Origin of the sequence: Halomonas sp. DP3Y7-2 (genome assembly GCF_019800795.1) — a bacterium.
Classification (GTDB): domain Bacteria; phylum Pseudomonadota; class Gammaproteobacteria; order Pseudomonadales; family Halomonadaceae; genus Halomonas; species Halomonas litopenaei_A.
In genome coordinates this window covers 52795-74049 of the sequence record NZ_JAHVKJ010000013.1, presented here as the reverse complement: position 1 = coordinate 74049, position 21255 = coordinate 52795, and the positions used below count along the sequence as shown (strand labels likewise).

Annotated in this window: 22 protein-coding genes; 14 read left to right on the top strand and 8 right to left on the bottom strand. The window is 62.7% G+C overall.

Annotation, left to right across the window (positions count from 1 at the left end; translation table 11 throughout):
- The first annotated feature begins 222 nt into the window (after positions 1-222).
- From hslV to tatC, 10 genes are all read left to right on the top strand, one after another.
- On the top strand, positions 223-741 hold the full coding sequence (gene hslV, locus KUV45_RS18415; RefSeq protein ID WP_206940245.1) for an ATP-dependent protease subunit HslV: 519 nt from the start codon (positions 223-225) through the stop codon (positions 739-741).
- A gap of 2 nt (positions 742-743) precedes the next feature.
- Positions 744-2066 (top strand): ATP-dependent protease ATPase subunit HslU, encoded by a 1323-nt coding sequence (gene hslU, locus KUV45_RS18410; protein WP_222161582.1) that lies wholly within the window; start codon positions 744-746, stop codon positions 2064-2066.
- 169 nt (positions 2067-2235) lie between these two features.
- A complete protein-coding gene (locus KUV45_RS18405; RefSeq protein WP_222161581.1) occupies positions 2236-2619 on the top strand; it encodes a gamma-butyrobetaine hydroxylase-like domain-containing protein in 384 nt (127 codons plus the stop codon).
- A 111-nt stretch (positions 2620-2730) separates the two neighbouring features.
- Entirely contained in the window at positions 2731-3477 is a 747-nt protein-coding gene (ubiE, locus tag KUV45_RS18400; protein ID WP_206940250.1) for a bifunctional demethylmenaquinone methyltransferase/2-methoxy-6-polyprenyl-1,4-benzoquinol methylase UbiE, read from the top strand.
- Positions 3478-3484: 7 nt separating this feature from the next.
- Positions 3485-4126 carry an SCP2 domain-containing protein gene (locus KUV45_RS18395; protein WP_222161655.1) on the top strand — a complete coding sequence of 214 codons (642 nt, stop codon included), beginning with the start codon at positions 3485-3487 and terminating at the stop codon, positions 4124-4126.
- A complete protein-coding gene (ubiB, locus tag KUV45_RS18390) occupies positions 4123-5745 on the top strand; it encodes a ubiquinone biosynthesis regulatory protein kinase UbiB (protein ID WP_206940251.1) in 1623 nt (540 codons plus the stop codon). The genes KUV45_RS18395 and ubiB overlap by 4 nt, the downstream gene beginning before the upstream one ends.
- 21 nt (positions 5746-5766) lie before the next feature.
- Complete coding sequence (locus KUV45_RS18385) at positions 5767-6099, top strand: phosphoribosyl-ATP diphosphatase (RefSeq protein ID WP_222161580.1); 333 nt, start codon at positions 5767-5769, stop codon at positions 6097-6099.
- Between the two features lie 58 nt (positions 6100-6157).
- A complete protein-coding gene (gene tatA / locus KUV45_RS18380; RefSeq protein WP_222161579.1) occupies positions 6158-6418 on the top strand; it encodes a Sec-independent protein translocase subunit TatA in 261 nt (86 codons plus the stop codon).
- Between the two features lie 6 nt (positions 6419-6424).
- The gene (gene tatB, locus KUV45_RS18375; protein WP_222161578.1) at positions 6425-6853 is read left to right on the top strand and encodes a Sec-independent protein translocase protein TatB; all 429 of its coding nucleotides are present in this window, start codon (positions 6425-6427) and stop codon (positions 6851-6853) included.
- Entirely contained in the window at positions 6850-7644 is a 795-nt protein-coding gene (tatC, locus tag KUV45_RS18370; RefSeq protein WP_222161577.1) for a twin-arginine translocase subunit TatC, read from the top strand. Before tatB ends, tatC begins: the two co-directional genes overlap by 4 nt.
- Positions 7645-7813: 169 nt before the next feature.
- Here tatC and elbB read toward each other — a convergent pair whose 3' ends face one another.
- A complete protein-coding gene (gene elbB / locus KUV45_RS18365; protein WP_206940262.1) occupies positions 7814-8476 on the bottom strand; it encodes an isoprenoid biosynthesis glyoxalase ElbB in 663 nt (220 codons plus the stop codon).
- A 209-nt stretch (positions 8477-8685) separates the two neighbouring features.
- On the opposite strand from elbB, the gene hemB reads away from it, so the two are divergent.
- Together hemB and ppk1 are read left to right on the top strand one after the other, a co-directional pair.
- A complete protein-coding gene (hemB, locus tag KUV45_RS18360) occupies positions 8686-9693 on the top strand; it encodes a porphobilinogen synthase (RefSeq protein ID WP_222161576.1) in 1008 nt (335 codons plus the stop codon).
- A 48-nt stretch (positions 9694-9741) separates the two neighbouring features.
- The gene (gene ppk1, locus KUV45_RS18355) at positions 9742-11964 is read left to right on the top strand and encodes a polyphosphate kinase 1 (RefSeq protein ID WP_222161575.1); all 2223 of its coding nucleotides are present in this window, start codon (positions 9742-9744) and stop codon (positions 11962-11964) included.
- Between the two features lie 247 nt (positions 11965-12211).
- On the opposite strand, the gene KUV45_RS18350 is transcribed toward ppk1, so the two are convergent.
- Positions 12212-14341, bottom strand: a complete 2130-nt coding sequence (locus KUV45_RS18350; RefSeq protein ID WP_222161574.1) for a PhoX family phosphatase — start codon at positions 14339-14341, stop codon at positions 12212-12214.
- A gap of 487 nt (positions 14342-14828) precedes the next feature.
- Between KUV45_RS18350 and KUV45_RS18345 the strand changes: the two genes are divergently transcribed.
- Together KUV45_RS18345 and KUV45_RS18340 are read left to right on the top strand one after the other, a co-directional pair.
- On the top strand, positions 14829-15401 hold the full coding sequence (locus KUV45_RS18345; protein WP_222161573.1) for a hypothetical protein: 573 nt from the start codon (positions 14829-14831) through the stop codon (positions 15399-15401).
- A 262-nt stretch (positions 15402-15663) separates the two neighbouring features.
- Positions 15664-16266: a lysozyme-like domain containing protein gene (locus KUV45_RS18340; protein WP_222161654.1), complete on the top strand. Its 603-nt coding sequence runs from the start codon at positions 15664-15666 to the stop codon at positions 16264-16266.
- Here the strand turns inward: KUV45_RS18340 and KUV45_RS18335 are convergent, their stop codons facing one another.
- The 6 genes from KUV45_RS18335 to ubiD all read right to left on the bottom strand — a co-directional run bounded on the left by KUV45_RS18335 (position 16267) and on the right by ubiD (position 21187).
- Positions 16267-17361, bottom strand: a complete 1095-nt coding sequence (locus KUV45_RS18335) for a 3-deoxy-7-phosphoheptulonate synthase (protein WP_222161572.1) — start codon at positions 17359-17361, stop codon at positions 16267-16269. It lies immediately after the preceding gene.
- Positions 17362-17365: 4 nt separating this feature from the next.
- Positions 17366-17524: a hypothetical protein gene (locus KUV45_RS18330; protein WP_206940276.1), complete on the bottom strand. Its 159-nt coding sequence runs from the start codon at positions 17522-17524 to the stop codon at positions 17366-17368.
- Between the two features lie 392 nt (positions 17525-17916).
- Entirely contained in the window at positions 17917-18132 is a 216-nt protein-coding gene (locus KUV45_RS18325; protein ID WP_222161664.1) for a hypothetical protein, read from the bottom strand.
- Positions 18133-18207: 75 nt separating this feature from the next.
- Positions 18208-18921, bottom strand: coding sequence for a dihydromonapterin reductase (gene folM / locus KUV45_RS18320; RefSeq protein WP_222161571.1), 714 nt, complete (start codon positions 18919-18921; stop codon positions 18208-18210).
- Positions 18918-19697 carry an FAD-binding oxidoreductase gene (locus KUV45_RS18315; protein WP_222161570.1) on the bottom strand — a complete coding sequence of 260 codons (780 nt, stop codon included), beginning with the start codon at positions 19695-19697 and terminating at the stop codon, positions 18918-18920. The genes folM and KUV45_RS18315 overlap by 4 nt, the downstream gene beginning before the upstream one ends.
- Entirely contained in the window at positions 19694-21187 is a 1494-nt protein-coding gene (gene ubiD, locus KUV45_RS18310) for a 4-hydroxy-3-polyprenylbenzoate decarboxylase (RefSeq protein WP_206940282.1), read from the bottom strand. Before ubiD ends, KUV45_RS18315 begins: the two co-directional genes overlap by 4 nt.
- Between the last annotated feature and the right edge of the window lie 68 nt (positions 21188-21255).

Below are 21255 nucleotides of genomic sequence, written 5' to 3'. Positions count from 1 at the left end.
GCAGTGCATGCAGCGTCAGCCATGGCCAACGACAGTCTCCATGGCTAGGCCACGACCGTATTCTGCCCCACCGCCAGCGCGATGCCCGCTGTGCCCGGTTGAAATCTCGGCATGGTGCCCACACCTCCCAGACTATCGTCTTCAACGAGGGACCCTTCCCTCGAAAGTCACAGGAAACCCGAGGCCGGTCGAATGCCGGGGTTTCCTCAAGGAGAATGCTCCATGACCACGATTGTTTCCGTTCGCCGCGGCGACCAGGTGGCGCTGGCTGGTGACGGCCAGGTGTCACTGGGCAACACGGTAATGAAGGGCAACGCCAGCAAGGTGCGGCGCCTCTATCATGGCCAGGTGCTGGCAGGCTTTGCCGGCGGTACCGCGGATGCCTTCACCCTGTTTGAACGCTTCGAAGCCCAGCTCGAGAAGTATCAGGGCAACCTGGTCAAGGCAGCGGTGGAGCTGGCCAAGGACTGGCGCACCGATCGCGCTCTACGTCGTCTTGAAGCCCTGCTGGCGGTCGCCGACAAGAAGGCCTCGTTGATCATTACCGGCAATGGCGACGTGGTCGAGCCCGAGCGCGGCATCATCGCGATTGGCTCCGGCGGCAACTTTGCCCTGTCCGCCGCCCGCGCACTGCTGGAGAACACCGAGCTGTCGCCCCGCGAGATCACCGAGAAGTCGCTGGAAATCGCCGGTGACATCTGCGTGTACACCAATCACCACGTGACCCTGGAAGAGCTTTGATCATGACCCAGATGACACCCCGCGAAATTGTCCACGCGCTGGATCAGTACATCGTCGGTCAACAGGATGCCAAGCGCTCCGTGGCCATCGCCCTGCGCAACCGCTGGCGTCGCATGCAGCTCGACGGTGAGCTGCGCCAGGAAGTCACGCCGAAGAACATTCTGATGATCGGCCCCACCGGTGTCGGCAAGACCGAGATTGCTCGACGCCTGGCCAAGCTGGCCAAGGCACCGTTCATCAAGGTCGAGGCCACCAAGTTTACCGAGGTGGGCTACGTCGGGCGCGACGTCGAGTCGATCATCCGCGACCTCACCGAAGCGGCCATCAAGCTGGTCCGCGAGCAGGCCAAGGAAGAGGTCGGCCACCGCGCCGAGGACGCCGCCGAGGATCGCATCCTCGACGCCCTGCTGCCGCCGCCGCGGGGCCAGGAAGACGAACCGCGTCAAGACTCGTCCACCCGCCAGATGTTCCGCAAGAAGCTGCGCGAGGGTCAGCTCGACGACAAGGAAATCGAGATTCAGGTGTCTCCCCAGGCCCCCAATCTGGAATTCCAGACACCGCCGGGCATGGAAGAGATGACCAACCAGCTCCAGAGCCTGTTCTCGGGCATGGGCAAGGGCAAGACCGAGACCCGCAAGGTCACGGTCAAGGAAGCCTTCTCTATCCTGCGCGACGAAGAGGCCGGCAAGCTGGTCAACGAGGACGACATCAAATCCCGCGCCGTGGAGGCGGTGGAGCAGAACGGTATCGTCTTCCTCGACGAAATCGACAAGGTGGCCAAGGGCAGCGGACAGTCCAGCGGTGGGGAGGTCTCCCGTGAGGGCGTCCAGCGCGACCTGCTGCCGCTGATCGAGGGCTCCACCGTGTCGACCAAGTACGGCATGGTAAAGACCGACCACATCCTGTTCATCGCCTCAGGGGCCTTCCACCTGTCGCGTCCGTCAGACCTGATTCCGGAACTGCAGGGCCGTCTGCCCATCCGCGTCGAGCTGTCGGCGCTGACGCCGGAGGACTTCAAGCGCATCCTGACCGAGCCGTCCGCCGCCCTGACCCGTCAGTACGAGGCGCTGCTGGCCACCGATGGCCTGGAAGTGCAGTTCACCGACGACGGCATCGAGCGCATCGCCGAGATCGCCTATAACGTCAATGAAGGCACCGAAAACATCGGGGCTCGCCGCCTTCACACCGTGATGGAACGACTGCTGGAAGAAGCTTCCTTCAAGGGCTCCGACATTGGCAGCCCGCTGGTCATCGACCGCGCCTACGTCGATTCTCAGCTGGGTGAGCTGGCGATGGACGAGGACCTGAGCCGGTATATTCTGTAATACCGTGCCATGCCCGACGAGGCTTGAGCATCACCCCCCACGGGCCGCCGCGCATCGCGCCGCGGCCCGTGTCGTGATGGTAGGCTGTCATGACAATCCCTGATGAACAGCTTCAACCACAAGGGCCGCAGCAAGCGCAAGATCGGCATATCACTCCGTGGAGATCGACATGACAGCCCCTACCCCTACCCTGGTGCATTATCACAGGAAAGCGCGTGAGCTGGAGATTGGCTATGCCGATGGCTCACGCCACCGCCTGCCGGTGGAATACCTGCGGGTGTTTTCGCCGTCTGCCGAGGTTCGCGGCCACGGCGCCGATACCGCCACCCTGCAGGTAGGCAAGAAGGATGTAGGCCTTGCCGATATTCGCCAGGCCGGACGCTACGCGCTCAAGCTTCACTTCGATGACGGCCATGACAGTGGGCTCTACAGCTGGGACTACCTGGCCTGGTTGATCCGCGAGCGCGACGCCAACTGGGCCGACTACCTCGAACGCCTCGAAGCCGCTGGCGCCAGCCGCGAGCCGCTGGGTATCGAGATCCGTCAGCTGTAGCAGCACTCGTCTTTCCGAGGCCAGGCCACGGTCAAAGACAAGCCCGGCCCGCAAGGCTACAATGGCCGTTTTCTAGGCCCATCTCGCGACAGCTCACGACTCGGGAGTCCCATGGATAAGCGCACTACCCACTTTGGTTTTCAGGACGTGCCGGTCGACGAAAAGGCGTCACGCGTCGCCGATGTCTTCCACAGCGTGGCAGCCCGTTATGACGTCATGAACGACCTGATGTCCTTCGGTATCCATCGTCTGTGGAAGCGTCTCACTATCGAGCGTTCCGGTGTTCGCCCAGGCCACAGCGTGCTTGATATTGCCGGTGGAACGGGGGATCTGGCGCTCAAGTTCTCGCGTATGGTGGGCCCTCGCGGCAAGGTCGTTCTGGCCGACATCAACGCATCGATGCTGGGAGTGGGCCGTGACAAGCTGCTCGACCGCGGCGTCGGTGGCAATGTCGAGTACGTTCAGGCCAACGCGGAATGCTTGCCCTTTCCCGACAATACCTTTGACTGCATCACCATCGCCTTTGGCCTGCGCAACGTTACCGACAAGGATGCCGCGCTGGCGTCGATGGCGCGCATCCTGAAGCCTGGGGGCCGTCTGCTGGTGCTTGAGTTTTCCAAGCCCGGCAACCCCCTGCTGACCCGAGCCTACGACGAGTACTCATTTCGCCTGTTGCCGAAGATGGGCGAAATGGTGGCGGGTGATGCCGACAGCTATCGTTACCTGGCCGAATCGATTCGCATGCATCCTGACCAGGAAACGCTGAAGGGCATGATGGAAACGGCCGGCCTCGAGCGTGTCGAATACACCAATCTCACCGGTGGTATCGTCGCCCTGCACCGCGGCATCAAGCTTTGAGGACATGATGGCCTTGACCCCGACCCTGCTGCTGGCCGGCATCGAGAAGACCGTCAACACCCTGCTTGCCCGCGACCCCGCTGCCCCCTCGCGGCTACGCCAGCTGGCGGGCCAGCGCGTCCTGCTGTGCCTGGAATCGCCGCCGGTGCAGCTGGGCCTGTGCTACCACCCTCAAGGGCTTGACCTGCTGCTGATCGATGAGGTCGAGGAAGCTGCCTGGGATGCGGTGGTCGAGCTGGACACGGATACCCTGGGACGCCTCGCCGGCGGTGCCGACATGGAGCGCCTGATGTTCGAGGGCCGCCTGGCGGTGCGCGGCAAGATCCACCTGCTGGAGGCGACCCGCGACCTGCTGATGGACCTGGATCTGGACTGGGAGGCCGAACTCGCCCGCTGGCTGGGGGATCTACCCGCCCACCAGCTTGCCGAAGGGCTACGCGGTCTATCCCGCTGGGGGCTTCGCACCCAGCGGGAACTGTGCGCCGATGTCTCCGAGTACGTGTTCGAGGAAGCTCGCTGGCTGCCCGGCCGCCACCAGCTGGAAGCCATGCGCGACGCCCTGACCGAGCTCGAACTCGCCACTGATCGCACCGAAGCACGCCTCAAGCGCCTGACCCGCCGCCTGGCCCAGGAGAACGACGCCCCATGATCCTTCGCCCCCTGCGCATCATCTGGGTCGTCACCCGTTATCGCCTGGATACCCTGCTGCCCCTGGAAAAACTACCCTGGTGGCTACGCCTGGTGTTCACCTGGTCGCCGCTCAAGCTGGTGCCCGTAGGTGAGCGCTCACGGGGTGAGCGGTTGCGCCTGGCGCTGGAGTCGCTGGGACCGATCTTCGTCAAGTTTGGCCAGATGCTGTCGACGCGACGCGACCTGTTTCCCGACGATATCGCCAACGAACTCAAGCGACTGCAGGATCAGGTACCGCCCTTCCCTGGCGAGCAGGCAGAAGCGCTGATCGAAGAGTCCCTGGGTGAACCGCTGTCGGCGCTGTTTGCCGAATTTTCGCGGGAGCCGCTGGCCTCTGCATCGATTGCCCAGGTTCACACGGCGCGCCTGCACGATGGCCAGGATGTGGTGGTCAAGGTCATCCGCCCGGGCATTGATCGGGTCATGCGCCAGGACATGTCGCTGATGTATCTGCTGGCCAAGGCCCTGAGTTTTCTGCCCGAGGCACGCCGACTGCATCCGCTGGAGGTGGTACGCGACTACGAGGTCACCCTGTTCGATGAACTGGACCTGACCAAGGAGGCGGCCAACACTTCCCAGCTCAAGCGCAACTTCGAGCGCTCGCCACTGCTTTACGTACCGTCGATCCACTGGCCGCTGACGCGCCAGAAGGTCATGGTCCAGGAGCGTATCCACGGCGTTCCGGTGGCCGATATCGATGCCCTCAAGGCCCAGGGGACAGACCTCAAGCGTCTGGCAGAGCGAGGCGTCGAAATCTTCTTCACCCAGGTCTTTCGCGACAATTTCTTCCATGCCGATATGCACCCGGGGAACATCTTCGTCTCGCGCCAGAATCCGAGCGATCCCCAGTACATCGCCATCGACTGCGGCATCGTCGGTAGCCTGACAAGGGAAGACCAGGACTATCTGGCCCGCAACCTGCTGGCCTTCTTCCACCAGGACTACTACGAGGTGGCGGCGCTGCACATCGAGTCCGGCTGGGTGGCAGAAGACACCCGCGCCAACGAGTTTGCCGCCGCGGTGCGTACCGTGTGTGAGCCGATCCTCGAAAAGCCGCTCAAGGATATTTCCTTCGGCCAGGTGCTGCTGGGACTGTTCCAGACCGCACGGCGCTTCAACATGGAAGTCCAGCCACAGCTGGTGCTGTTGCAGAAGACCCTGTTGAATATCGAGGGACTCGGCCGCCAGCTCTATCCCGATCTTGACCTGTGGGCCACCGCCAAGCCGTATCTGGAGCAGTGGATGAAAGAGCGCGCCGGCGCCCACGGACTCTGGGACTCCTTCAAGCGGCAAGCGCCGGAGCTCACCCGCCAGCTACCGGAACTGCCCGTGTTGGCCCACAAGGCGCTGTCGGAAACCGAAAAGCGCTCCCGACAGATCACTCAGCAGGCCGATGTACTGACCCATATCCTGAGTCAGCTCACCCGCCAGGCCAAGCGCGTCCGACGGACCCGCCTGGGCCTGGCGCTGGCCGCGGTCGCACTGGCTTGGCAGCCATTGACGGCATGGCTATCGGGCCAGCCATGGCCCGTCCTGCTGGCGGCAGGCATTGGCACCCTGCTGGTGATCTGGAACTGACCCTTCATGGAACCTTCACCGATGAGCGATATTCTGAAGCAGCTCGACGCCGCCCTCGCTGAACGTCGACACGCCGACCCCGAGTCCTCTTACGTCGCTTCCTTGCATCACAAGGGCCTGAACAAGATACTCGAGAAGGTGGGAGAGGAAGCGGTGGAAACCGTCCTCGCCGCCAAGGACGTTGACGCTGATCCAGCCAGTCAAGAGGCGTTGATCGCTGAAACGGCAGACCTGTGGTTTCATAGCCTGGTGATGCTCTCGCACCTGGGCCTTGACCATCAGCAGGTGCTGGATGAACTGGCCCGTCGCTTTGGCGTATCGGGCCACGAGGAAAAGGCGTCCCGCCCCCGCTGACAAGGCGGCCGGAACCAACGATTCAAGGCGCTTGGCGCCGTACATTGAGGAAGCACTTATGTTAGGTGGTATCAGTATCTGGCAGCTGCTGATCGTGCTCGGCATCATCATCCTGATCTTCGGCACCAAGAAGCTCAGAAATGTCGGCAGCGACCTGGGAGGCGCCGTGAAGGGCTTCAAGAAGGCCGTCAACGAAGACGAAGAGAAGTCCGAGGAAGACAAGCCTCAGGCCCAGGTGCGTCATGACGAGCCCACCGGCACCCACACCTACGATGTCGAGGCAGAGCGCAAGCCCGAGTCCTCCGACGAACGCAAGTAACGCCACATGTTCGATATCGGCTTTCTCGAACTGCTGATCATCGGGGTGGTGGGGCTTCTGGTGCTGGGTCCCGAGCGTCTGCCCAAGGCCGCGCGTACCGCCGGCCTGTGGGTAGGCCGGATCAAACGCTCAGTGGCGGGCATGCAGCGCGAAATCAGCGCCCAGCTCGAAGCCGAGGAACTGCGGCAGAAGCTCAAGGAGCAGGAGCGCAAGCTCAACGAAGGCGTCAGCCAGGCGAAGAACAGTGCGGCAAGCGCCAAGCGCAGTGTCGAGTCCATCGCCGATGCACCGCCTCGTGACAGCGCTCGCCCGCAGAGCGACGGCAGCACCAGCGCGGACCAGCGTCTGGACGCCGCCATTGACAGCGCCAGCCAGCCAACCTCGTCCGTCGACTCAGCTGCCACTTCCGATCACAAGGATTCCACCGCCCGATGAGCCATTCTGGTGACACGCCGCCGTCCGGTCAGGGCCACGCCCCGCTGATTGAACACCTGGTGGAACTGCGCTCGCGACTGATGCGCGCGGTGATCGCCATCGTGGTGATATTCCTGGCGCTCTACGCCTTCTCCAACGACATCTATCAGTTTGTGGCAGATCCCCTGATGGAGCTGTTGCCGGAAGGCTCGCAGATGATCGCCACCGAGGTCGCATCGCCCTTCCTTGCGCCCTTCAAGCTGACGCTGGTGGTGGCGGTATTCGTGGCCATTCCCTTCGTGCTGCATCAGGCCTGGGCCTTCGTCGCTCCGGGACTTTACGACAAGGAAAAGGCCCTGGCGCTGCCCCTGCTGGCCTCCAGCGTGGTGCTGTTCTATCTCGGCGCGGCCTTCGCCTACTATGTCGTGTTTCCCCTGCTGTTCGCCTTCTTCACCCAGACCGGGCCGGAGAACGTGCAGGTAATGACCGACATCAACCAGTACCTCAACTTTGTACTGAAGCTGTTCTTCGCCTTTGGCATTGCCTTCGAGATCCCGATCGCCACTTTCTTGCTGGTGCTTACCGGAGCGGCCAGCGTCGAAAGCCTGAGCGCCAAGCGCCCTTACGTCATACTCGGCTGCTTTGTGATCGGCATGCTGATGACGCCCCCGGACGTGGTCAGCCAGAGCCTGCTGGCCATTCCCATGTATCTGCTCTATGAGGTGGGGCTGCTGTTCGGCCGGCTCGTCAAGCGCCGCCGCGCTGATGCCGAACAGGAAGACAGCGCCAGCGAAGGCCCCAACGACGCCTGATCCCGGAGCATTGTGCAAACATGCGCGTCGCTGGGGACACAGCAACCGACGCCTCGGTAGCGAAAGACTTGTAGCGAAAGACCTGTAGCGAAAGACGCAAAAAGCCGACGTAAAACGTCGGCTTTTTGCTATCCAATCCCGATCACTGGGTGATGTGCGTACCGCACATTCAGTGATTCAGATCCATCATCTCATCGATGCGCTCGACCAGCTTGTTGATGCCTAGTGCCGCTTCGCTCATGCGGGTCGCCAGCATGTAAGCAGGCGTCGTGACGATACGGTGTTCGAAATCCACCACGATATCGTCAACGGCGCAGCTACGATGCAGCCCGCCCATGGCACTGATGCAGCCGCACACTTCCGGATCGCTGCCGATGGTCACGGCAATTCCCGGCCCCAGGACCTTAGGCACCAGCACCGGGGCAATGCACATCAGTCCGATCGGCTTGCGTGCGTCGTGAAACTCGATCAACAGCTCACTCAAGTCCTGGTGCACGTCCATATCGGACTTGGCTGTCGCATAGTTCGACAGGTTCTTGGCCACCCCGAAACCACCGGGCAAGATCAGCGCATCAAAGTCCGAGGCAGACAGCTCATCCAGCGGAGAAATCTCTCCCCGGGCCAGGCGCGCAGATTCCACCAGCACGTTCCGCGTCTCCTCGACCGCCTCGCCGCGGTGATGATCGACCACCGCCTGATCGATATCCGGTGCGAAGCAGCGATAGGCAATGCCCAGTTGATCCAGGCGCAGCAGGGTCAGGGTGGTTTCATAGACTTCAGAGCCATCCTGGACGCCACAACCTGACAGGACGATCGCTACCTGTTTACTCATTTCATTCTCCTTATGAGCGCACTTGGCTCTCCAGGGCGCCAAGTGCAGCCAAGACAGCCACTACTCTAGAGAGTCACCAAGGGTGCGACAAGACGCGACTTTCGACGAACAGGCGAGGAGGAATATACTCGACGGATGTCACGCGCCTGTCATCTAACGCCACCACACTAGCGCGTGGCGCCAAATCTCGTTCCCAGTGGAGTGCCGTCTTGAGTGCCATCACCCCTCGCCTGTTTCCTGCTGCTCGTCCCCGTCGCATGCGCAAGGACGACTTCTCTCGCCGCCTGATGCGTGAGAACACCCTGACCGCCGATGACCTGATCTGGCCAGTGTTTGTGCTGGAAGGCGAAGGTCGTCGCGAGGCCGTGCCGTCCATGCCCGGTGTCGAGCGCCTGTCGCTGGACCTGCTGATTGAAGAAGCCCGAGAAGCGGTCGAGCTGGGGATCCCCGCGATTGCCCTGTTTCCGGTCGTCGATGCCGACAAGAAAAGCGAGCTGGCCGAAGAAGCCTACAGCGCAGGCGGACTCGTCCAGCGCAGCGTGCGCGAGCTCAAGGCGGCCCTGCCGGAACTCGGCGTCATCACCGACGTGGCGCTGGACCCTTACACCAGCCACGGCCAGGACGGCATCCTCGACGAGCACGGCTACGTGGCCAATGACCGCACCGTGGAGACCTTGATCAAGCAGGCCCTGTCCCATGCCGAGGCGGGCGCCGACGTGGTGGCACCGTCCGACATGATGGACGGCCGCATCGGCGCGATCCGCGAGCTGCTGGAGCAGGAAGGACTGCACAACACCCGCATCATGGCCTACAGCGCCAAATATGCATCGCGCTACTACGGCCCCTTCCGCGACGCCGTGGGCTCCGCGGCCAACCTGGGCAAGGCCGACAAGTCCACCTACCAGATGGATCCCGCCAACAGCGACGAGGCGCTCCACGAGGCCGCCATGGACATCACCGAAGGCGCCGACATGGTGATGGTCAAGCCAGGTATGCCCTATCTGGATGTGGTGCGCAGGGTCAAGGACGAACTGCGTGTGCCCACCTACGCTTACCAGGTCAGTGGTGAATATGCCATGCACATGGCGGCATTCGACCATGGCTGGCTGGATGCCGACAGCGTCATTCTGGAGTCCCTGATGTGCTTCAAGCGTGCCGGAGCCGACGGCGTGCTGACCTATTTTGCCAAGCGAGCGGCCAGACTGTTGGCAAGCTGACGAGGGGAAGGAACGGCGCCTTCCCGGGCCCCTTTTTGAGGAATGACCATGGAAGACGCACAGACCGACAACGCCACCATTGAACAGGCCACCCTGGGCAAGTCCGATGTCTCGGTGGGAGACTCCCCCCAGGCCGATACCCCGGTGCCGCGGCTGAATCAGACGCGCACCGGGATCAAGCCCAAGGCTCTGCCCGACCCGGAGGCGGATCTCAGCGATCCCAGCCTCTACTTCAATCGTGAGTTGTCGCATCTGCAGTTCAACATCAGGGTGCTCGAACAGGCACTGGATGAAGCGCATCCGCTGCTCAACCGCTTGATGTTCCTGCTGATCTTCTCCTCAAACATGGACGAGTTCTTCGAAATTCGCGTCGCCGGCCTGAAGAGCCAGATCGCCATGGGCGATGACGCCACCGGGGCCGATGGGCGCAGCCCGCGCTCCGTGCTGGACGAGATTTCCAAGATCGCCCACGAGCATGTCGAACGTCAGTACCGCATTCTCAATGAGCAGCTGATTCCGGCAATGGAGGCACAGAACATTCGCTTCCGCCGCCGCAGCGACTGGACCAAGGCTCAGCGCAAGTGGGTCCATGACTACTTCTCCAACGAAATCATTCCGGTCGTCAGCCCGATTGGCCTGGACCCGTCGCACCCCTTCCCACGCCTAGTCAACAAGAGCCTGAACTTCATCGTCGAGCTGGAAGGCAAGGATGCCTTCGGCCGCGAAGGCGGCCTCGCCATTCTTCCGGCGCCCCGCTCCCTGCCACGAGTGATCGCACTGCCCAGCGAGCTGTGTGAGGAAGGCTTCAACGAGTACCTGTTCCTGTCCTCGATGATCCATGCCCACGCCGACGAAGTGTTCCCGGGCATGAAGGTCAAGGGCTGCTATCAGTTCCGCCTGACCCGCAACGCCGACATGACCGTGGACCCGGAAGAAGTCTCGGACCTGGCCTCGGCCCTGCGTGGTGAGCTGCTGGCCCGCCGCTACGGCAGTGGCGTGCGCCTCGAGGTGGCCGACAACTGCCCGGAAGGCTTGTCCGACTTTCTGCTCAAGCAATTCCAGCTCGAGCCCAATGACCTCTATCGCGTCAACGGCCCAGTCAACCTCACTCGCATGATGTCGGTACTGGGGGACTCGGAGCGCCCAGAGCTGATGTATCGCTCCTTCGTGCCGGGGATACCCAAGCAGGTCAAACAGCCCAACAGCATCATGCAGGCCATGCAGGAAGGCGATATCCTGCTGCACCACCCCTTCCAGTCCTTCACTCCCGTGGAAGACCTGTGCCGTGAAGCCGCTCGCGACCCGGACGTGCTGGCGATCAAGCAGACGCTGTATCGCACCGGCGCCGACTCCCCCATCGTCACCGCCCTGGTGGAGGCCGCCGGCAATGGCAAGGAAGTCACCGTTGTCATCGAACTGCGCGCCCGCTTCGATGAAGCCGACAACCTGGCCCTCGCCTCACGCCTGCAGGAGGCCGGCGCCATCGTCATCTACGGTGTCATGGCCTACAAGACCCACGCCAAGATGATGCATATTGTGCGCCGCGAGAAGGGCGCGCTGCGTCACTATGCCCACCTGGGCACCGGCAACTACCATTCCAAGACGGCAAAACTCTACACCGACTACAGCTTGCTGACCGCCGATCCGGTGCTGTGTGCCGACGTGCACAAGGTGTTCCAGCAGCTCTCTGGCATGGGACGCACCCGCCAGATCGAAAAGCTGCTCCACGCTCCGTTCACCCTGCACGAGCAAGTGGTGGCAATGATCGAGCGCGAAGCCGACTTCGCGCGCAAGGGAAAGCGCGCCCATATCATCGTCAAGTGCAATTCCCTGACCGAACCCAAGCTGATTCAGGCCCTCTATCGCGCCTCCCAGGCCGGGGTCGAATGCGACTTGATCATTCGCGGCATGTGCTGCCTGCGCCCCGGACTTCCCGGCATCTCGGAGAACATTCGCGTGCGCTCGGTCATCGGTCGCTTTCTGGAGCACACCCGAGTCTTCCACTTCCACAATGACGGCAAGCCCGAAACCTGGGGCTCCAGCGCCGACTTCATGGCCCGCAACATGTTCCACCGGGTCGAGACCTGCTTCCCGCTGCTGGACAAGAAACTGGCCGCACGGGTGCGCAAGGACCTGGAAACCTACCTGGTCGACAACTGTCAGAGCTGGCTGTTGCAGGGCGACGGGACCTACATCAAGCAGGATCCCGGCGAGGCCGCCCCGATCTCGGCCCAGGAAACGCTGCTCTACGCCTATGCCGCCCGTGCCTGACGGCTTTAGCTCCAGGACACAGCGCTCCTAGAAAGCCCCCGCCAGCGATGCTGTCGGGGGCATATCATGCCGGCACCGCCAACATCACGGACATCAGGGCGCCTTGGCGCCAGCACCGCCCCTGTCGCGCCCCGCCCCTGTCGCGCCCCGCCCCTGTCGCGCCCCGCCCCAAAAGCAAAGCCCCCGGCTCCGATGAAGGAGCCGGGGGCCGGTGCTGGACGCCGCAGTCAAAGGCGGCTAGCGAAGGCTAGAGCCCGATCTGGCCGCCGTCTTTGCGCTGAATGACCACCGTGGCAGCACGCGGACGCACGCTGGAATCGGTGGCCTGGGTGGCATCATCACTGGCAGGCCAGTTGCCAGGATGCTGGATGTTGATAAACAGCGCCGTCTTGTCAGGCGTCGAGAAGATACCCGTCACCTCGCAGCCGTTGGGACCCACACAGAAGCGCTTGAGCTTGTCCTGGTTGGCACCGGACAGCACCGCAGCCGCACCATCGGCACGCTCCAGCCCTGCCGGCACCACCGCCAGAACCTGGTCATTGGTACTTTCGGCAACTCCCTCATAGCCATTGTCGGTCTGAATCCACAGGATACCCTGGCCGTCGCCGCGCTCGTCGAAGTAAAGACCGTCGGGACTGGCGAACTCGTTGTCGGCGGTCAGGCCCGACAGGTTATCGGCATCGCTGGCGGCGGCACCGAAGACAAAGACCTCCCATTCGAAAGCACTGGCATCTGCCCCCTCACGCCAGCGGATGATCTGCCCCGCCTCATTGTTGGCCCTCGGGTTGGCGGCATTGACCGGAGCGGTGGCATAGCCATTCCCCAACGCCTCGATGCTGTCGCCATCGCCGGTCAGTGTCGCCTCGGTGCCTTCCTCGGTACGCTTGGAGTTGTTGGTAAGGGTCATGTAGACCTCACCGGTGGAAGGATCCACCGCGCCCCACTCCGGGCGATCCATCGGCGTTGCCCCCATCAGGTCAGCGGCATCGCAGGTATGGATGATCACCCCTGCCAGATCGTCGGCACCGAGCTCCAGGGCCTCGGCCAGGGGTCGACCATCCTGGGTGGTGGCTTGCGGCGTCAGCGGCAACCACTGGCCACTGCCATCGGCATTGAAGCGAGCCACGTACAGCGTGCCCTCATCCATGTACTTGCTGCCTAGCGCCAGGCGGTCGGCCTCGGCGCCGGGCGCGATGGCATCCGCCGGGTCCCAGACCGCCCTGGACACGAACTTGTAGATGTACTCGTTGCGGGAGTCGTGGCCAGAGTAGAACACGACCGGCTGGCCAGCCTCCAACTTGCCCGGCCAGCACCCCTCGTGGCGGAAACGCCCCAACGCCGTGCGCTTCACCGCTTGCTTGCCGGTGTACGGGTCGATCTCAACGATATAGCCGAACTGACGCGCCTCGTTGCGATAGTCGCCGGTGGCATCGCCATCGCCGGGGTTGCCGATCAGCCGGGTAAACTCGTCATCACGTTCGCTGGCGTCGCCCGCTGCGGTTTCCCAGCCATAGCGACCGCGCCCGGTGGCGATGCCAAGACGATCGTCGTCCCGCGTCCGCCCTTCGTCCTTGACGAAATAATCCGGCCAGTTTTCTTCGCAGGTCAGATAGGTTCCCCAGGGGGTATACCCATTGGCACAGTTATTGTTGGTGCCCCGCGCCTGGGTTCCCCCCGGAGAGAACCGGGTCTTCACGTAGTCACTGCCGGCCACCGGGCCAGACAGGTGCATCGGCGTGGCACTGGTATAGCGACGGTTGTAACGGGATCCCTTGACGTGACTCCAGTGTCCGTTGGCGCCCTTCTGCACCTCTACGACCGTGACCCCGTGGGCATTGATTTCCGTTCGGACTTCATCGGCAGGACGCTTGCCCTCCGCCATGTTGGTGGGACCACCCTGGGGCGCCCACAGGGCATTTTCATCGATGTACTCGTTGTTCATCACCAGCAGGAAGCGCTCAGAGCCGCTGGCATCATCCAAAGCGAAGGGGTGCATGCCGTCGTGGTGCATGCCGACGCTGGCCGCCTGTCCCTCTGGCGTCATGGCCAGGTCGTCGCGCCATTGGGGGGCGCTGTCATCGAGCGGCGTGCCCCAGGGCACCAGTACCTGGGCGGTATACCCCGCAGGCACCACTACCGCATCCGTGCGCGACCCTTTGACCGCGTCGAAGGCCAGTGCCAGCGGCGTCTTGGACATGCCTGACCCATGCTGATCGGCGATAGCGGTCAGCCCGAAGCCCCCCAGCATGGACATGGCTGCCATGCCCATGCCGCCCTTCATCACAGCGCGGCGCGACAGGCGACGATCGAGTATTGAAGAAAAGGGCTCATTGCTGCTGGGGTTCAACAGGCGGTGATCTTCGATTTCCTTGCTCATTGCGCAGTCCTCTCTTGGCCGTCGACGTGTGGAACGTCGGCAGACGGGATGTCGTTGCCGGCTGCGGGCCGGTGGCGGGCAGTCACTCGCGCCGATCTGCGCTGTTGGGTGCGCTATCTCGGCGATGTCGGTCCTCGCGACACCCTAGGATGTCTAGATGACAGGGATGTGACGATGCGGTACGCCGGACAAAGCATAAGAGGTAACTGAAATGTTAAAAGAGTAACAATTAGTGAAAGAAACTAAGCTTACGTGACGACAGAGTGATCCAACGCTTGCTCTCGACAGGACCAGAACCATGTGGCATCTGGGACACCGACATCAGCGCATTCTGCTCATGCCGCAAAAGGCACCCTCTAGCGATGAGGACCCAGAACCTTGCTGGCACTGGGTACATTGCACCGATCAAAGGCAGCAACGAGGGGGGAGCCACTCCCGGCTGGATCTCCTTGGTCAACTGGATCCTGCCCTACCCTGCGTGCTGGTCATGCCACCCCACACTATCGCTCTGGTGGCACTAGAGCGGGGAGTGCTGGGCCATAGTGACCCGCAAGCGTCACTCGACACGCTGATCGCGAAAGAGCTGTGCGTGAATCGACAGAGCCTGGCGGTGCATGTGCTCAATCAGGACCACCAGCACCTGGATGTGATGGTGATCCAGCGGGGACTGCTGGCCCAGTGCTTGAACCGGCTTCACCGCCAGCAGCTCCACCCCGCCTGGTGGTCCAGCGCCTTCCAGGGGCTGCCGTTGCCAGACCCCGGACATCTGGCGGTACTGCCCTGGGGCGACGACTGGATGCTCAAGTGGCGTCAACCCCAGGCCCTGGAGAGGGAGCGTTGGCTCAGCTGGCCAAAGAGCCAGGAGCTGGAGCAGCTCAGCCAACAGTTGCCCGATGAGTTGCGCGATTCCCCATGGAACTGCCCGCTCGCTCCCGACGCCTCCAGCAGTCTCGACTGTCTGGCATTCTTCGCCCGCCATCTACCCGTCGACCTGCCACGAGTGCCAGAAGATATGCAGGATCCAGGGGAGCTCTCTCAGGCGACGCCTGAAACGGCATAGAACAAGTCGATGAAAGCGGCATGGGTGACGCCAAGTGTTCTCCAGGTGGCGAGAACGGCATAATGCTCAAGCTCATCACGACAATGGAGTGTCCATGCCCGCCTCAAGGCCTGCCCCCGAGTCTTTTTTCAGGAGCTCCCTCTCCAGGAGCTGTTCCTCCAAGCGCTCTGTCCATGGGCGCTGTATCTCCAAGGGCGCTGTCTCTCAACCGGCTCGCAGGGTTTTGAAGTGCTTAGTCTTGAAGTGCTTGGTCTTGAGCGGCATGTTGCTGCTGCTGGGAGGCTGTGCGGCCTTTGCCCCAGCGCCACCGGCCCATCAGGACAATCTGTGCGAAATCTTTCGCCAGCAGCCGGACTGGTATGACGCGACGCGTGCCTCGTATGAAAAGTGGGGGACTCCCCCCTGGACCCAAATGGCGTTCATCAAGCGCGAATCATCGTTTCGCAGCCACGTCAGGCCGCCCAGAACCACGCTATTGGGGTTCATTCCGTGGACGCGTCCCTCCTCGGCCTACGGCTACGCCCAGGCCCAGGACCCGGTCTGGGGAGAATACAGTGATGATGCGGGTGGGCTGTTCTCAAGCCGCAGCGACATGGACGATGCCACCGATTTCATCGGCTGGTACAACGCCCGAACGCAGCGCATGACCGGCGTCTCGCTGGCCAATCCGGAACACCTCTACCTGGCCTACCACGAAGGCCAGGGGGGCTATCAGCGTGGTAGTTATCGCGCCAAGCCTGCGGTCATGCGCGCGGCGCGCGAGGTCGCGACCACCGCCTCGCGTTATCGCGGCCAGTTGGCCGCCTGCGAGGCGGAGTTTCGTTGCGATGGATTCTTCCAGGTCTGGCCATTTTGCCGGGGTTGATCAGGCGCCCTCGGCCAGGCGCTCTGCGGCCACACTCAACAGGTGTTCGGTGGTCTCCCAGCCAATGCACGCGTCCGTGACGGAGACACCGTAGCGCAGCTTGCCGGGGTCCAGAGGCTGCTTGCCTTCATGCAGATGGCTCTCGAGCATCACCCCGATCAGCGCCGTATCGCCCGCCAGCCGCTGGGCCAGCACGTCGAGCAAGACTTCGCTCTGGCGGCGGTGGTCCTTGCGCGCATTGGCATGACTGCAGTCGACCATCAAGCGCGGCGACAGCCCGGCCTCGCGCAGAGCTCTACGCGCTGCCGCCACCGCAGCAACATCGTAGTTCGGTTCGCCGTGGCCGCCCCGCAGCACCACATGGGTATGGGGATTGCCCTGGGTCTCGACCATCATCGGCTGGCCGTCGCTGCCTACGGCAAAATGTTGATGGGGATGGGCAGCACTGTGCATCGCATCCAGGGCCACCTGCACATCACCACTGGTGGCATTCTTGAAACCGACGACAGCCCCCAGGCCACTGGCCATCTCGCGGTGCAGCTGAGACTCGGTCGTGCGCGCGCCGATGGCGACCCAGGCCAGCAGATCCTCCAGATATGGAGCGATCATCGGCTGCAGAATTTCGGTGGCGACCGGCAGCCCCATCTCGACGATGTCCCGCATCAGCTGGCGCGACAGTCCCAGGCCACGGCTCATGTTGCCTGTCCCATCCAGGTCTGGATCGTAGGCCAGTCCCTTCCAGCCCACGGTGGTGCGTGGCTTCTCGACGTAGACGCGCATGACCACCAGGACACGATCGCGGATACTGGCCGCCAGGCCGGCCAGGCGCTCGGCGTATTCCAGGGCCGCCTGGGGATCATGAATCGAACAGGGCCCCACCACCGCCAGCAGGCGGTCATCTCGGCCTTCCAGAATGTCGCGAATTTCCTGACGCTGTGCGTCGACACGGTCCGCCAGAGTGGCGCTCAACGGGTACTGCTGCTTGAGCGACAGCGGTGCGGGCAATGCGGTCCCGTTAGATCGATCCTGCACAGCAGTCTCTGGGGTCGTCGTGGCCATGTGGGAGGTCGTAGCAAGGGAGAGGGTCGCGGTCATGGTATCAGCTCCAAAGGGTCGTACATCGTTGAACATGTCGACCACCGAGGCGCTCACGGTCGGAGGTGGCCAGTTGGGCCGACCGCGTGTCGATAAATCGCCAGCCATACCCATAGGCGTAACCCTGGAAGTCGGCGTAGACGAAATCTCGATATGCGGTCATCGGTTATCTCCTGTTACCTGCCACTGCAGGCTGTCGCGACGCTCTGGAGCATCATGCCAAAAACAAAGAACCCCCGGACGGGCTGCCGTCCGGGGGTTCTGGGAGGCGGCCCTGGGTGGGAGCGCCTCGCGAGTGCCGACGTTGTCGTCAGGCCTCGCGCACCAGCGCCCCGGTATCAAACCAATACCAGGTAAAGCTGGACCAATAAAAGGACACGCCCGTCATCGCTTGCCCACCACTCAGCGACGCGACATCGGTCGCCAGCGCACCACTTGCGGAGCAAGATGCTCCGTCAGGGCAAGCTGTTAGCTGAGAGGTGACTGATAACATGGCGATCTCCTGAATCTGCCTTCATCCTGCCCGGCGCCGAGACAAATGGCAACCCCTGACGCCTATCCCGCTGTTGCCAGCGTCACCCAGGCGATGGTCGCCGGCAGGCATGTCATGCCCGCCATCACCACCAGGCCAAGAAAGATCATCAGAAAGCCGCTCTCATCACGAAAGTCAGCCGGGTCGTAGGGGCTGTCATGGACATTGCCATGCGTCTTGCCGTGATCGCTGGCGTGGCCATCGGTGTGGCGCTGGTCAGGAGCCTTGTGCTGGGCCATGGAAGCCTCTTCTCATCGTTGGATTGTCAGGGCACACCACGAGTCTAGCTCACCAGGGCCTGCTGGCGAGGCCCCTCAGCGCAGATGGCGTCCGCCATCGACGGCCATCACGGTACCGGTCACGTAACGATTGTCGAGCAGGTAGCGCAGACTCTGATAGATCACACCGGGGCCAGGCACCATGTCCATCAACGACTTCGCTCGCGCCTTGGCGGCATAGGCCTCGTCATCCTGCTCGTTCAGCATGATCAGCGCCGGCGCGATGGCATTGACCTGGATCTGCGGGGCGTACTGGGCCGCGAAGGATAGCGTCAGGTTATCCAATCCGGCCTTCGTCGCCGCATAGGCCGCGTGCTTCCTGGAGCCCTTTTGCACGACGTAGTCGGTCATGTGGATGATATCGCGCTGGGGTTCGCTGCAGGCGTCGAGCAGGCTCTTGGCGTGCAGGTTGATCAGGTAAGGCGCCAGCATGTGGACGCGAAACAACCGCTCGAAGTTGGCCCCGGCGTCGCTGTCCAGGCTGTCCGGCGCCCAGTCACTGGCATTGTGGACGATTGCCCGCAAAGCGTTAGTCTGGCCCTTGAGGCGCTCGATGAAGTCAAGAATGCCGGCTTCACTGGAAAAATCAGCCTGAAGGGTCACGATGCCTCGCTGACGCATGCTGTCCAGCTCCGCTCGCTCACGGCGATAGCTGACGATGACCGGATGTCCATCTTGCACCAGGCGCTCGGCACAGTGCCTCCCCAGCCGCTGGGCGCCACCGGTAATCAGGATCGGCGACGCGCTCACGGGGCCTCTTCCTTGATCAAGCTGCCGACCACCGGCACCAAGGGGTCACGCGGGGCATAGGCAAACACATCGGAAAACACCCGGGACGGCTCAAGACCCAGCGACGCCAGCACATCGACGCACGCATAGACCATGCCAGGAGAGCCGGACAGGTAGACATCGTCCTGTGACACATCCTCCAGGTGATCGCCCAGCGCCGCATCGATACGGCCATGGTGGGCGTATACCCGCTCACCATCGAAGCCTTCCTCGAAACCCGCCTCACAGACCGCGTGGAACACCAGGTTGTCGCACTCGGACACCCACTGTCGCGCCAGCTCCTCTGCATACAGGTCGCGTCGCTCCTTCGCTGCCCACCACAGGGTGATGGGACGCTCGGGATGCTGGTGACGGGCTGCCTCGACGATGGCCTTCATCTGGGCAAAGCCTGTGCCGGCGGCAATCAGCGTCAGGGGCCGGACACTCGATTCGTCCAGCACACAGTCACCGCTGGGCAAGCGCACCGTCAGGTGCTCCGCCACCACCAGCATGGCGCGCAGTTGCGCCGAGTTGGAGCGCTCCGGCCAGTGTTGAATGTGCAGCTCCAGTCTGCCGTCATCGCGATGGCGACTGGCGATCGAGAACGGCACCCAGCAGTCGTCTGACAGACGCATCTCCAGATACTGCCCCGGCGCATGCGCCATGGCCTCGGCGCGTCCTTCAAGCACCACACGAAATACGTCAGGAGTGAGATCCTCGACCTCGATAACCTGGCAGGTCAGGGTCCTTGCCGTCATGTCGACCTCTTGTCGGTGTCAGGGAGGGGAATACCATAGTCGTCCCAGCGTTCGCTGACCCGGGACTTTATGCTGTCGTCCATGCTGATCGCCACGCCCCACTCACGATCGGTCTCACCGGGCCACTTGCTGGTCGCATCCAGCCCCATCTTGGAGCCGAGTCCGGCGACCGGAGAGGCAAAATCCAGGTAGTCGATAGGCGTGTTCTCGACCATCACGGTATCCCGGGCGGGGTCCATGCGGGTCGTGATCGCCCAGATCACGTCTTCCCACTGGCGGGCGTCGACGTCGTCATCCAGCACGATAACGAACTTGGTGTACATGAACTGACGCAGAAAGCTCCAGACCCCCATCATCACGCGCTTGGCGTGGCCAGGGTACTGCTTCTTCATGGTCACCACCGCCATGCGGTACGAACAGCCTTCAGGGGGCAGATAGAAGTCGACGATCTCGGGAAACTGGCGACGCAGGATCGGCACGAACACTTCGTTCAAGGCAAGCCCGAGAATCGCCGGCTCATCCGGGGGGCGACCGGTGTAGGTCGAGTGATAGATGGCATCCTTGCGCATGGTCATGCGCGTCACCGTAAACACCGGAAACGTCTCTACCTCATTGTAGTAGCCGGTGTGGTCACCATAAGGCCCTTCTGGCGCCGTATCATCGGGGTAGAGAAACCCCTCAAGGATGATTTCGGCGGACGCCGGTACCTGCAGGTCCGCATGACCACACTTCACCAGTTCGGTGCGCGACCCACGCAGCAGGCCGGCAAAGGCGTACTCGGACAGCGAGTCGGGCACGGGGGTGACGGCGCCCAGGATCGTGGCGGGGTCGGCTCCCAGAGCCACCGCTACGGGAAATGGCTCGCCAGGATGCTGTTGCTGGAATTCCTGGAAATCCAGGGCCCCACCGCGGTGGGACAGCCAGCGCATGATCAAGCGGTTCTTGCCGAGCTTCTGCTGACGATAGATGCCCAGGTTCTGGCGGGACTTGTGCGGGCCCTTGGTGATCACCAGTGGCCAGGTCACCAACGGCGCCGCATCACCGGGCCAGCAATGCTGGATCGGCAGCATGTCGAGATCGACCTCGTCACCCTCGAACACCCGCGCCTGGACAGGTGCGGAGCGCACGGTCTTGGGCCCCATGCTCATCACCTGCTTGAAGATCGGCAGTTTTTCCCAGGCATCTCGGAAGCCCTTGGGGGGCTCCGGCTCCTTGAGAAACGCCAGTAGCTCGCCGACCTCGCGCAGCGCTTCCACCGACTCCTGCCCCATGCCCATGGCCACACGCTTCGGGGTGCCGAACAGGTTGCCCAGCAGCGGCATGTCGCTGCCTTTCACGTTTTCAAACAGCAGCGCCGGTCCGCCGGCCCTCAAGGTCCGGTCGCAGATCTCGGTAATCTCGAGATACGGATCCACTTCCGCGCTAACGCGCTTGAGCTCGCCAGCCGCCTCAAGACCCGCGATAAAGTCACGCAAGTCGCTATACTTCATGCGAATTTCTCGCTGTCAAATACACCAAAGGGGCAGCATAGCATGCTGCCCCTTCGACTGACCTCGAA